At 51.2% G+C, this 12440-nt stretch carries 12 protein-coding genes; 2 read left to right on the top strand and 10 right to left on the bottom strand.

Annotated elements, in window-relative coordinates:
* The first annotated feature begins 171 nt into the window (after window positions 1-171).
* Window positions 172-975, top strand: a complete 804-nt coding sequence (gene suhB / locus AEST_RS03285) for an inositol-1-monophosphatase (RefSeq protein WP_008607043.1) — start codon at window positions 172-174, stop codon at window positions 973-975.
* Window positions 976-1044: 69 nt separating this feature from the next.
* Here the strand turns inward: suhB and AEST_RS03280 are convergent, their stop codons facing one another.
* From AEST_RS03280 to AEST_RS03245, 8 genes are all read right to left on the bottom strand, one after another.
* Window positions 1045-1413, bottom strand: a complete 369-nt coding sequence (locus tag AEST_RS03280) for a rhodanese-like domain-containing protein (protein WP_008607042.1) — start codon at window positions 1411-1413, stop codon at window positions 1045-1047.
* 60 nt (window positions 1414-1473) lie between these two features.
* Window positions 1474-2421 carry a protein translocase subunit SecF gene (secF, locus tag AEST_RS03275; RefSeq protein ID WP_008607041.1) on the bottom strand — a complete coding sequence of 316 codons (948 nt, stop codon included), beginning with the start codon at window positions 2419-2421 and terminating at the stop codon, window positions 1474-1476.
* Window positions 2422-2430: 9 nt separating this feature from the next.
* Window positions 2431-4287: a protein translocase subunit SecD gene (gene secD, locus AEST_RS03270; RefSeq protein ID WP_039924994.1), complete on the bottom strand. Its 1857-nt coding sequence runs from the start codon at window positions 4285-4287 to the stop codon at window positions 2431-2433.
* A 72-nt stretch (window positions 4288-4359) separates the two neighbouring features.
* The gene (yajC, locus tag AEST_RS03265; RefSeq protein WP_008607039.1) at window positions 4360-4695 is read right to left on the bottom strand and encodes a preprotein translocase subunit YajC; all 336 of its coding nucleotides are present in this window, start codon (window positions 4693-4695) and stop codon (window positions 4360-4362) included.
* A gap of 26 nt (window positions 4696-4721) precedes the next feature.
* Window positions 4722-5852, bottom strand: coding sequence for a tRNA guanosine(34) transglycosylase Tgt (tgt, locus tag AEST_RS03260; protein ID WP_008607037.1), 1131 nt, complete (start codon window positions 5850-5852; stop codon window positions 4722-4724).
* A 105-nt stretch (window positions 5853-5957) separates the two neighbouring features.
* Entirely contained in the window at window positions 5958-6983 is a 1026-nt protein-coding gene (queA, locus tag AEST_RS03255; RefSeq protein ID WP_008607036.1) for a tRNA preQ1(34) S-adenosylmethionine ribosyltransferase-isomerase QueA, read from the bottom strand.
* A gap of 128 nt (window positions 6984-7111) precedes the next feature.
* Complete coding sequence (locus tag AEST_RS03250; protein ID WP_008607034.1) at window positions 7112-8029, bottom strand: hydrogen peroxide-inducible genes activator; 918 nt, start codon at window positions 8027-8029, stop codon at window positions 7112-7114.
* A 171-nt stretch (window positions 8030-8200) separates the two neighbouring features.
* Window positions 8201-9949 carry a Na/Pi cotransporter family protein gene (locus tag AEST_RS03245; RefSeq protein ID WP_008607031.1) on the bottom strand — a complete coding sequence of 583 codons (1749 nt, stop codon included), beginning with the start codon at window positions 9947-9949 and terminating at the stop codon, window positions 8201-8203.
* Between the two features lie 334 nt (window positions 9950-10283).
* On the opposite strand from AEST_RS03245, the gene AEST_RS03240 reads away from it, so the two are divergent.
* Window positions 10284-10835 (top strand): MgtC/SapB family protein, encoded by a 552-nt coding sequence (locus tag AEST_RS03240; protein ID WP_008607030.1) that lies wholly within the window; start codon window positions 10284-10286, stop codon window positions 10833-10835.
* 69 nt (window positions 10836-10904) lie between these two features.
* Here AEST_RS03240 and phoU read toward each other — a convergent pair whose 3' ends face one another.
* Window positions 10905-11618: a phosphate signaling complex protein PhoU gene (gene phoU / locus AEST_RS03235; protein WP_008607029.1), complete on the bottom strand. Its 714-nt coding sequence runs from the start codon at window positions 11616-11618 to the stop codon at window positions 10905-10907.
* Window positions 11619-11658: 40 nt separating this feature from the next.
* Window positions 11659-12408, bottom strand: a complete 750-nt coding sequence (gene pstB, locus AEST_RS03230) for a phosphate ABC transporter ATP-binding protein PstB (RefSeq protein WP_008607026.1) — start codon at window positions 12406-12408, stop codon at window positions 11659-11661.
* Between the last annotated feature and the right edge of the window lie 32 nt (window positions 12409-12440).

The raw sequence follows: 12440 nt of genomic DNA, 5'->3' as shown, positions 1-12440 counted from the left end.
TATTCTGACCAGCGAAACTGAATTGGCTCTGAATAAATTAGCGCCCGTAAAAATATCTGTTAGTGCGATGCAAACCTTGCTTTTAGCTTTACTTTTTTGCTGTAGCCGCTACAATACGCGCCGCTCTTTTGATTGTTCTTTATACAGCTCTTTACAAATAAGGTAATCGCTATGCATCCGATGTTAAACATCGCAATCCGTGCTGCGCGCAGCGCAGGTAATGTTATCGCCCGGGCCTGTGGCCAGCTGGACATGGTTCAGAAACTACAAAAAGGCACTAACGACTTCGTCACCAACGTTGATCGTGAAGCTGAACAGGCTATCGTGGCTGTATTAAAGAAATCCTTCCCAACCCACGGTATTGTTGGCGAAGAGCATGGCGATTACGGTAATAATGACAGCGAATTCCAATGGATTATTGATCCGCTGGATGGCACCACCAACTTTATTAAAGGCATTCCGCATTTCGCGGTCTCCATCGCCTTAAAACACCAGGGTAAATTAGATCAGGCGGTGATCTTCGATCCGCTGCGTGGTGAGCTGTTTACTGCCTCACGTGGCCGTGGCGCCCAGTTAAATGGTACCCGCATCCGGGTTAATAATTTACCGGATTTGGAAGGTACTATCCTGGCCACCGGTTTTCCGTTTAAAGCCAAACACCATTTAGACAGCTACAGTAAAATCTTTAACAGCTTCTTTGCCGATTGCGCTGATATGCGCCGTACCGGCTCGGCCGCACTGGATTTAGCCTATGTTGCGGCCGGTCGCTTTGATGGCTTCTGGGAAATCGGCTTAAAGCCATGGGATATCGCTGCCGGTGAACTGATTGTGCGTGAAGCCGGTGGTATGGTCTGTGACTTTGCCGGCGGCAATAACCATATGAAGAGCGGCAATATCGTTGCTGCCAGCCCGAAAGTGCTGCAGGCGATGGTTAAAGATATGCGCCCGCATCTGTCAGAAACGCTGGCGAAATAAAGACGCTTTAAGATATAAAAATCCGGCTGCGGCCGGATTTTTATTTGCCGCCAGTTTAACCTGGCTGATTCAAGGTTTAACCACTGGCAGATTGCGCTGCAACCAGTCCCGGTAACCACCGGCTAAACTTAGCACCTGCTGATACCCCATTTGCTGTAAGGTCTGGGCAGATAATGCGGAGCGATAGCCACCGCCGCAGTACAACACGATCTTTTGCTTCTTATCCGGTACGGTTTGCTCGATATCGCGTTCAATAATCCCCTTACCCAGATGCATCGCCTCTGGCAAGTGTCCGTCTAACCATTCATGATCTTCGCGAATATCCAGTAACACATAAGGCTCTCGATGTTGTAACAGCTCGTCAATGCTGATCTCTTTGATCTGGGCTTTGGCCGCCTCAACTAAGGCCAGAAAGCCTGGTGCATGCTGCTTACTCATCTGTTACTCCAAAAAAAATGCCAGTCGTTGACTGGCATTTTTAGCATATTTCAGCTGGAATTACAGCAGCGGCTCAGTACCTTCGCCTTCTTTTTCCGGCGGTGGCGGTGGCAGCATATCTTCGCGATTCAGCCCCAGTTGCACAGCGATACCGCTGGCAACGAAAATCGACGAATAAGTACCAATCGCAATACCGAATAACAGAGCAGTCGCGAAATTATGAATTAACGCACCGCCCATAGTGAACAGTACTATTAATACAATAATGGTCGTTAAGGAGGTGACCACCGTCCGGTTTAGGGTTGAGGTGACAGCATCATTCACGGTTTCTTCCGGTGTGGAGTCGCGTAGTTTACGGAAACTCTCACGAATGCGGTCAAATACCACTATGGTATCGTTAATCGAGTAACCGATCAGCGCCAGAATCGCCGCCAGTACCGTCAGGTCAAATTCCAGTTGTAATAACGAGAATAAGCCCAAAGTAATGATAACATCATGTGCCAGTGCTAATACCGCGCCGACGGATAGCCGCCACTCAAAGCGCATACCGACGTACAACAAAATACCCAGTAAGGCGACCAGCATCGCCAGGCCACCCTGCTCGCGCAGTTCAGCACCGACCGAAGGACCAACAAACTCAATCCGGCGCATCTCAATCTGGCTGTCACTGGTTTTCGCCAACGCAGCCATAATCTCGTTTGAGATCCGGCTTTGTTCTACACCGTCCCGGGGGGCGATACGGATCGCCACATCCTGGCTGGAACCAAAGTACTGCACCACCGCATCCGGATAGCCACTTTCAGCCAGCACAGTGCGGATCTGGCTCAGATCGGCGCTTTGGCTAAAGCCCGCTTCAATCACGGTACCACCGGTAAAGTCCAGCCCCCAGTTAATGCCTTTTACTGCCAGTAAACCGAGTGACCCCAGTACCAGCAAGGCCGACAGCATTAATGCCGGCCATTTAAAACGCATAAAGTTGATCGCTTGTTGGAAACGGAAAATTCTCACTGTGCCTCCTTACATCGGCAACGACTGTACACGACGGCCGCCCCAGAACAGATTCACCAGTAAGCGGGTACCCACTACAGCGGTGAAGATTGAGGTTAAAATACCGATGGCCAGCGTAATAGCAAAACCTTTCACCGGGCCGGTACCGATACCGAACAGGATCAGCGCGACCAGTAAGGTGGTAATGTTAGAGTCAGCGATAGTCGCGAAGGCCCGGTCGTAACCCTGATGGATCGCCTGCTGCACCGAGCGGCCTTCTGCCAGCTCTTCCCGGATCCGCTCAAAAATTAGCACGTTGGCATCAACCGCCATCCCCACTGTTAATACGATACCTGCCATACCCGGTAAGGTTAGCGTGGCCCCTGGGATCATCGACATAATACCAACGATTAACACCAGATTCGCAACCAGTGCGACGTTGGCAATCAGACCAAACACCTTGTAGTAGATCACCATAAACACTAACACGACCACCATACCCCACATAATGGCGGTCATACCCAGATCGATATTTTCCTGCCCCAGGCTTGGACCTATGGTGCGTTCTTCAATAATCTGGGTTGGTGCAATCAGCGCACCGGCGCGTAGTAACAGTGCCAGATTCTGTGCTTCGGCCGGATTACCAATACCGGTAATACGGAAACTACGACCCAGGCGGGCCTGAATAGTCGCCGCGTTAATCACTTCTTCCTGCTTGATCAGCACCGGGGTGCCGTCTGCCTGCAGCTCTTCACCCGGCTTATATTCGATAAAGACTGTGGCCATACGCCGGCCAATCGAATCACGGGTCGCTTGCGACAGCTGGTTACCGCCCTGGGCATCCAGTGAAATATTGACCTGCGGCTGACCATATTCGTCGTAACTGGAACTGGCGTTAGTGATATGCTCGCCGGTAAGCATAATGCGGTTTTCCAGCAAATATGGCTGACCATTGCGATCGTAATACAGGCTTGAGCCTGGTGGCAGGCGGCCATTTAGCGCTGCGGCTAAATCGCCCTGGTCATCCACTAAGCGAAACTCCAGCGTAGCGGTTGCCCCCAGAATTTCTTTCGCTTGCGCCGGGTCTTGTACGCCGGGTAGCTGCACGATAATACGATCGGCACCCTGACGCTGTACCAGCGGCTCGGCCACACCGATTTCATTTACCCGGTTGCGGATAATAGTAATATTCTGATTCAGCGCGTATTCGCGGATTTCACGGATGCGGTTTTCACTCAGGCTCACATTCAGGCTAAACTCAGCCGCACCATCGGTAAACACATACTCGCGATCCAGACGCGCCAATGCTGCGCGGGCAGCGGCAACATCTTCGGCCGAGCGCAGCAGAATTTGTACCTGACCCCGTTCAGTGTCAGCGGTGACCGAGCGATAACGCACCCGGGCCTCACGTAAATCGGCACGAAACGCCTGCGTCAGATCGTTGATATTCTTGTCCAGCGCGGCCTTCATATCGACTGCCATCAGGAAATGCACACCACCGCGTAAGTCCAGACCCAGCTTCATCGGGCTGGCACCGATAGCAGCCAGCCAATCCGGCGTAGTCGGCACCAGGTTTAACGCCGTCACATAATTAACATTACCCAGTAGCTCAGTGGCAACCTGACGGGCGCGCAACTGATCTTCCGCGCTGGCAAAACGGGCCAATACCTGCCCGGCTTCCAGGGTCACAGCTTTGGGCGTAATGCCTGCACTTACAAAAGCTTGCTCTAACTGCTGCCGGGTGTTTTCTGATACGGCACCACCACGGGTCGCATTAATATTCAGCGCCGGATCTTCCGGGTATAAGTTTGGCATGGCATACACCAGTGCCAACAGCAGCACCCCTACGACCAGGAGGTACCGCCAGAGCGGGTTTTGGTTTAACACTAAAAATTCCTTATCTATCCGAAGCGCAACTCAGCGCTGCAGCCAGTGCCGGGCAGTGGCTGCAGTGCTGTCTTACAGTGACTTTAAGGTGCCTTTGGGTAATACCGCCGCTACCGCTGACTTTTGCACTGTCACTTCAGTGCTGTCATTCAGCGCAATGGCGATAAAATCCTTGTCTTCGGCAATCTTGGTAATACGGCCGACTAAACCACCCTGCGTCAGCACTTCATCACCTTTGCCCAAAGCAGACATCAGGTTACGATGTTCCTTTACCCGCTTGGCTTGTGGCCGGTAAATCAGGAAATAAAAAATCAGACCAAAGGCCAGCAGCATAATGATCAGATCCCAGCCACCCCCCTGAGGTGCGGCAGCAGTGTCAGCATAAGCCTGGCTAATAAATAAACTCATTTGTATCCCCTTAGTATTGTAATGCGTTATTGGTTTGTTTCGTCGGCCAGTGCCGGCACCGGCAGGCCGCGTTTGGCATAGAAATCTGCCACAAAGTCGTCCAACTTACCAGCGGCAATAGCTGCCCGCAATCCCTGCATCAGCTTCTGATAATGGTGCAGGTTATGGATGGTATTCAGCCGTGCGCCCAGGATCTCGTTACAACGGTCCAGATGGTGTAAATATGCACGGGAATAATTTTTACAAGTGTAGCAATCACATTCTTTATCCAGTGGCGCCGTATCGTCCTTGTGCTTAGCGTTACGGATCTTGACCACACCGTCAGATACAAACAGATGGCCGTTGCGGGCATTACGGGTTGGCATCACACAATCAAACATGTCCACGCCGCGGCGTACCGCCTCAACAATATCCTCCGGCTTACCCACGCCCATCAGATAGCGTGGCTTATGTGCCGGCATCTTATCGGTGGTGTGATTCAGGATATTAATCATATCGGCTTTCGGCTCACCCACTGACAGGCCACCAATGGCGTAGCCATCAAAGCCAATCTCTTCCAGGCCTTGCAGCGAAATATCGCGCAGGTGTGGATACATGCCGCCCTGAATAATACCAAACAAGGCTGACGGGTTATCGCCATGCGCCTCTTTCGAGCGTTTGGCCCAGCGTAATGATAACTCCATCGACTTGCGCGCCTGCGGCTCAGTCGCCGGATAGGGCGTGCATTCGTCAAAAATCATCACGATATCGGAGCCAAGCGCGCGCTGCACTTGCATTGAACGCTCCGGCGTCAGCATAATTTTTTCGCCGTTAAGCGGTGAGCGGAACTTCACACCCTCTTCGGTAATTTTTCTAAGCTCGCCCAGGCTAAATACCTGAAAACCGCCCGAATCGGTCAGGATAGGCTTATGCCAGTGCATAAAGTCATGCAGATCGCCGTGCTTACGGATAATCTCGGTACCCGGACGCAGCATCAGGTGGAAGGTGTTACCCAGACAGATTTGGGCGCCGGTCGCATCCAACTCTTCCGGCGTCATACCTTTTACGGTGCCGTAGGTCCCTACCGGCATAAAGGCCGGCGTATCCACCACACCCCGTTCAAAAATCAATTGGCCGCGACGGGCTTTGCCATCGGTTGCCAGCAGTTCAAATTTCACGTTCTAACCTCTTCTGGCCGGAAAAACAGTCCGGCCTTGCCTACTCTGTTAGGGCCGGCAGCACAACGCCACCGCCCGGTGTTGCAGTATACCAGAAGACGCGCACTAACTGATAAACATGGCATCGCCGTAGGAGTAAAAGCGATACTGTTCGGCGATCGCCGTCTGATAAGCCGCCATAATATGTTCGCGCTGACTAAATGCAGAGACCAGCATAATCAGCGTTGATTCCGGCAGGTGGAAATTGGTGATTAACGCGTCCACTACCTTAAACTGATAGCCGGGGTAGATAAAGATCGCGGTATCGCCGCTATAAGGGGCGAGCGTGCCGCCATGTTGCATCGCTGCTGACTCCAGCGAGCGTACTGAAGTGGTGCCGACTGCCACCACCCGGTTACCACGAGCCTTACAGGCAGCAATGGCATCCACCACCTGCTGCTCAACCTCAAAATATTCGCTGTGCATCTTATGCTCGGTCACGCTATCAACCCGCACCGGCTGAAAGGTGCCAGCCCCGACGTGCAAGGTCACGTACGCAAACTCGATACCTTTTTGCTGTAACGCTGCCAGCAGCGGCTCGTCAAAATGTAACCCGGCTGTCGGCGCCGCCACGGCACCAGGCTTTTGGTTGTATACCGTTTGATAGCGTGCCTTATCCGCTTCGGTATCCGGTCGCGCAATATAAGGCGGTAACGGCATATGGCCCAGCCGCTCCAGCATAGTCAAAACCGGCTCTGCTGACTGGTATTCCAGTTCAAATAAACTGTCATGCCGCGCCACCATCGTTACCCGGGCGTCATTTTCCAGTATCAGCTCAGTGCCAACTTTGGGCGCCTTGCTGGCGCGGATATGTGCGAGAAAACGTGGACCAGACAACATCCGCTCAACTAACACTTCCACCTTACCACCCGAGGCTTTCTGGCCAAACAGTCGCGCCGGGATCACGCGGGTATTATTAAACACCAGCAGATCGCCCGGGTTTAGCAGCGCCAGAATATCTTTAAAAATGTGATGTGACAGCGCCCCGCTGTGCTTATTCATACAGAGCAGGCGGCTGGCAGAACGTTCGGCTTGGGGTTCACTGGCGATCAGCTGCTCTGGCAGCTCGAAACTAAAATCTTTTACTAACATAGTGCACTCTCTGGCTTTACCGGCCAATCCGGCGGGCGCTATGGTAGCAGAATTACCGTGCGGCAGCGCGTTTTTGCGTTATGCCGACCGAGGTTTAAGCTTAGGGCGTGTTGACGTTTGCTGCTTGTTTACTTGCCTTCGCGGCATTTGCTTTGCAGCACTTCGGCGATCAGGGCTGTCATTAGCTGGTAACTGCGCGCCTTACTGGAGGTCGGTCGCCAGGCTACGCCAATATCACGGTAGGCATTGCCGGTTGCGGCCGGCTGACTAATCAGTTCGGTACCTTCCAGTACACCACTGTTAATCGCCATCTGTGGCATAAAGGTGACGCCCAGTTTGTTATTCACCATCTGGGTCAGCGTATGCAAGCTGGTGGCAAAGAACGGATTCACCTTGCGGCTGTCCTCCAGCTCACAGGCCTTTACCGCATGCCCGGTTAAACAGTGTTCACGCTCCAGCAGGAAAATACTTTCATCCGGCCACTGGTTAATATCCTGATTAAAGCCACGGTCCTGCCAGTCGCGGTGTAGTACCAGATTAAACTGATCCTGTGCCAGTACTTCAGTATGCAGGGCACCGGTTTCATACGGCAGCGCTAATAGCACCATATCCAGCCGGCCTTCACTTAACGCATGCAAGGAATTATCCGAGGTGTCCTCGCGTAGCAACAGCTGCAGCTGGGGATAGCGCTCGCGACACAGCGTCATCACTTCGCCCAGCACAAAGGGCGCGATAGTCGGAATACAACCCAGCCGGAACGGTCCGGTCATCGGCTTACCCTGAGAGCGGGCAAAATCCGCCAGCTCTTCACACTGCTCGATAATATGCCGCGCCTGACGCACTACATCCTCACCCAGCGGGGTAAAAATAAAGGTTTTATGGTCCCGCTCCAGCAATTGCGCATCCATGGTTTCTTCCAGGTTAGCAATAGCAGCACTTAAAGTGGACTGTCCGATATAGCAGGCGTCGGCAGCACGGCCAAAATGCTGATGCTCATGCAGTGCCAGCAAATACTGCAGCTGTTTAATACTAGGCAGGCGTTTCATGCGATATTCCGATTAGTAAGTTGCTAATTCAGAGATTATTGCGATTAAAATACGGCAATTAGCCAACAGAGGCAAGAGGAATCAGGTACAACGCTGGTGTAACGTCGGGCAGCTGAAATAACAGAAGCGCCCTAAGGCGCTCCTGTGAGGATAGCTTACTGGCAACCAGGCTTAGCTTTTTAGCGGTGCAGCGCCTTCGATCCGTAATGCTTTTAAACGACGGCCAGAAGCCGACTCGTTAACATTCAGAATATGGTCACCGATCCGCTCCAGCCGGTTTAGCATATCGATAAAGATCACGCCGGCCCGCGGTGCATAATCGCCCTGCTCCAGCCGCAGGTAATGATTATCGCGGAACTGGTCGCGGTACTTATCAATAGCATCTTCACGTAGCAGAGCGTCTTTCATGCTAACTGCGGCCGGATCTCTGGCCACATTATCCTGCATCGTGGTGATGGCAGCTTTTAATGCCTGCATCATCTGCTGCATTTCAGCCGTCGCTGCTTCAGGCCATACCGATTCGGTTTCAACCATCCGCTCGCAGAGTTTCGCTACCTGATAATAGATATCGGCTACCCGCTCCATATCATTTATCGCCGTCTGCATAAAGCGAATGCGCTCGGTCATCCAGTGTTCCAGGTTAGTATGCTCACTGACCCGCACTAAATAATCCGAAATCTCAATTTCCAGTACGTCAGTGGCATCTTCATATTTGCGCACTTTTTCGATCAGTTTCGGCTTGTCGGCAGTGGGATCAAACAGCAACTCAGTCACCGAGTCGTGCATCTTGTCAATCACCGCAGCAAACTGCTGGATCTCTTTTTGTGCCTGAGTAATGGCCAGGCCTGGCGAAGTCATCACACCGGCACTGATATATTGCAGGTGAAACTCTTCATCCTTGCCGCCCCGATCCGGCTGGATATACTCAACAAAGCGCACCAGATACGGAATAAAGGCAAACAGGATAATCACATTCAGCACATTAAAGGAGGTATGGAATAATGACAGGCCAAGCGTCGCATTAGCACGACTTTCCGGACTACCAGCCATCAAGGACACTGGATTTTCGGTAAAGTACTGTACAGTAAAATCAATCGCATGCAATACCGGATAAATCAGTGCCATCATCCATAGCACACCGACCACATTAAAGAAGAAGTGGAAGCGGGCTGCCCGTTTTGCGTGCACGTTTCCGACCAGAGCCGCGATATTAGCGGTAACGGTAGTGCCGATATTCTCACCCAAAATCATCGCCGCCGCGATCGGGAAGGAAATCCAGCCTTCAAAAACCATCACCAGCGTAATTGCCGTTGCTGCAGAGGAGGACTGGGTTAACAGTGTCAGAACAGTACCTACCAAAACAAACAAGATCAATGACCAGTAGCCGTAGTTGGTAAAGGCATCTAAAAAGGCAAAAATTTGCGGGTTACTGTTAATATCCGGCACTGCACCCTTAATAAAATCCAGGCCGATAAACAGAATACCAAAACCGACCATCGCTTCAGCGATATTACGTAAACGGTTATTTTTCGAGAACAAAAAAGCGAAAAAGACACCGATTACCGCTACTGCTATGGTCGTAATTTTAAATTTAAAGCCAAATAGCGCCACCATCCAGGCGGTAATAGTAGTACCGATATTGGCTCCCATTATTACACCTGTAGACTGCACAAAGGTCAGTAAACCGGCGTTAACAAAGGTCACCGCCATTACGGTGGTGGTGGTAGAGGATTGTGTAATAGCGGTCGTAGCAAAACCTGTTACCACGCCGGTCAGGCGGGTGCGGGTCATACCACTTAAAATTCCTTTTAAACGATTACCGGCGATTTTCTGCAAGCCTTCGCTGAAAATCTTCATGCCGAAGATAAAAATCCCTAACGAACCAATAAGTTGCAGGAAATCAAAAAACGAATAATTCATAAATTATGCCCTGAACAGTACCAGACAACTGAAAGTCTCTTGCTCAGACAGGAGCTTTTCAGTTAGCGGGAACCACGTTTTGCAAGGTTGTGTTTCGCCGCGCATTATACTCAAAGCCCACTGTAATAAGAATGAAATATCTCTGAAATATTAGGGGTATCGAAAAAAAGCCTTTTACTTTATAACTTTAGACGCTATTTTTTGAATATTCATCAGCTGAGCACTATTTTCTGGCGCCAGCACAAACAACAATATCGGATACTAACTGAGCAGGGCAGCAAAAACCAAGGTGACAGACTAAGCTTGAGCTGGCCTAAGACAAGGGAACGAGCAGATGATCGACCTACATCAACTTTTTGATATTAGCCCTTTTCGCTGGCAGGAGATCCTTACTGCTATTGCCTGTGGTTTCGTGATTGGACTGGAGCGGCAACTGCGCGGCAAACCTGCCGGGATCCGCACCTCCATCCTTATTGTACTGGGCACTTATGTGTTTATCGCCGCCTCGATGTCGACCAATACCGAAATGACCGATCCATCCCGGATAATTGGCCAGGTAATTACCGGAGTTGGCTTTTTGGGGGCCGGCGTGATGCTAACACGGGATGGTATGGTGTTAGGCGTCACCTCTGCTGCCACTATCTGGATGTTAGCAGCGATCGGAGTTTGTATTGGCATCGGGCAAGACGTTGCGGCCATTAAGCTGTCAGTGCTGTCGGTGGTGATGCTGATTGGTATTGATATACTGGAGAACTCCAGCTCGGCACTGCGCCGGGGGGTTCATCGCAAGTACAGTGAGTGGGCTACCCGTAATGGAGGTCTATTATTTGGCCGCCGCCATGACGATAGCAGCGCAAACCGGCCAGATCCAGATGATCCGCATTAGCCGGGGCAGTTTACTATGACGAGCTGGCATTTAAGATAAGCCAACTCGTCAAAGCTTAGAGTACTTTAATTAATCACCGCGTAGTTGCTCTTCAAGCTTCTCGTGGCTGACATGACGCACTACCTTACCTTTAACAAAGAAGATAATGTATTCAGCTAAGTTCTTGCAGCGATCACCGATCCGCTCCAGCGAGCGTGCTGACCACAATACGTTCATCACTTTTGGAATTGAGCGCGGATCTTCAATCATATAGGTCATCAGCTGCCGGGTGATAGCCTCATATTCGCGGTCAATTTTCTTATCTTCCTTGTGCACCGCTAACGCCGCTTCCACGTCCATCCGGGCGAAGGCATCCAGCACATCGTGTAACATCTGCCCAACATGGCGCCCCATATTTTCCAGATTTACCAGCAAATCCTGCTGATCGCTGTTAAAGGATTCTAAGGCAACCTTAGCAATACGTTTGGTTTCATCGCCGATCCGCTCCAGATCAGAGATGCTTTTTAAAATCGACATAATTAAACGCAGATCACTGGCCGCCGGCTGGCGTTTCGCAATCATCCGGGTACATTCTTTGTCAATCTGAATTTCCCAGTCATCCACTTTCAAATCGTTGGCCATCACTTCCTGAGCCAGGTCGCTGTCGCCATTGGCGATGGCGTTCAGCGCATCAAATAACTGCCGCTCAATCAGACCACCCATTGACATCACATGGTTACGGATCTGCTCCAGTTCTTCGTTAAACTGGCTGGAAATGTGCTTTGATAAGTTCAGTTTATCCATGTGTATCATCCCCTTGTGGTCTGCTTGACCCGGTAACGCTTTAACCAAAGCGGCCGGTGATATAATCTTCCGTTTGCGCTTGCTGCGGATCGGTAAAAATCTTATTGGTGGCATCAAACTCCACCACCCGCCCCATATTCATAAAGGCAGTAAAATCGGACACCCGCGCTGCCTGCTGCATATTATGAGTCACTATCACTATAGTGTAGTGTTGTTTCAGTTCGTAGATCAGTTCTTCAATTTTCAGTGTTGAAATCGGATCCAGTGCCGATGCCGGTTCATCCAGCAGTAACACCTCCGGCTCGATGGCGATAGCGCGGGCGATCACCAGCCGTTGCTGCTGGCCACCCGACAAGGTCAGCGCATTTTCGTAGAGCCGATCTTTTACTTCCTGCCATAAGGCTGCCTTTACCAGCGCCGCCTCGACCAATTCGTCCAGCTGCCGCGGGCTATTCACCCCCTGCAAGCGTAAACCAAAGGCGACATTTTCATACACTGACTGCGGAAACGGATTCGGCTTTTGAAACACTATGCCGACCCGGCGCCGTAACTCAGCCAGGTCTATGCCATCCTGGTAGATATTTAACTGATCCAGCCAGACTTCACCCCGGGTTTCCGTGTCATCCAGCAACTCGTTCATGCGATTAAAACTGCGCAATAAACTTGACTTGCCACAACCGGACGGACCAATCAGTGCTGTCACCTTATGAGTCGGGATCTGCAGGTTGACCTGGTCCAATACCACTTTTCCAGCCAGCCTGACTGATAAATCCTGCACCGAAATTTTCACAACCCACTCCTGTTCAGAGTTTAACAAGCAAT

Source organism: Alishewanella aestuarii B11, assembly GCF_000280055.1.
In the GTDB taxonomy this organism is placed as follows: domain Bacteria; phylum Pseudomonadota; class Gammaproteobacteria; order Enterobacterales; family Alteromonadaceae; genus Alishewanella; species Alishewanella aestuarii.
This window is presented reverse-complemented; position numbering and strand designations above follow the sequence as displayed.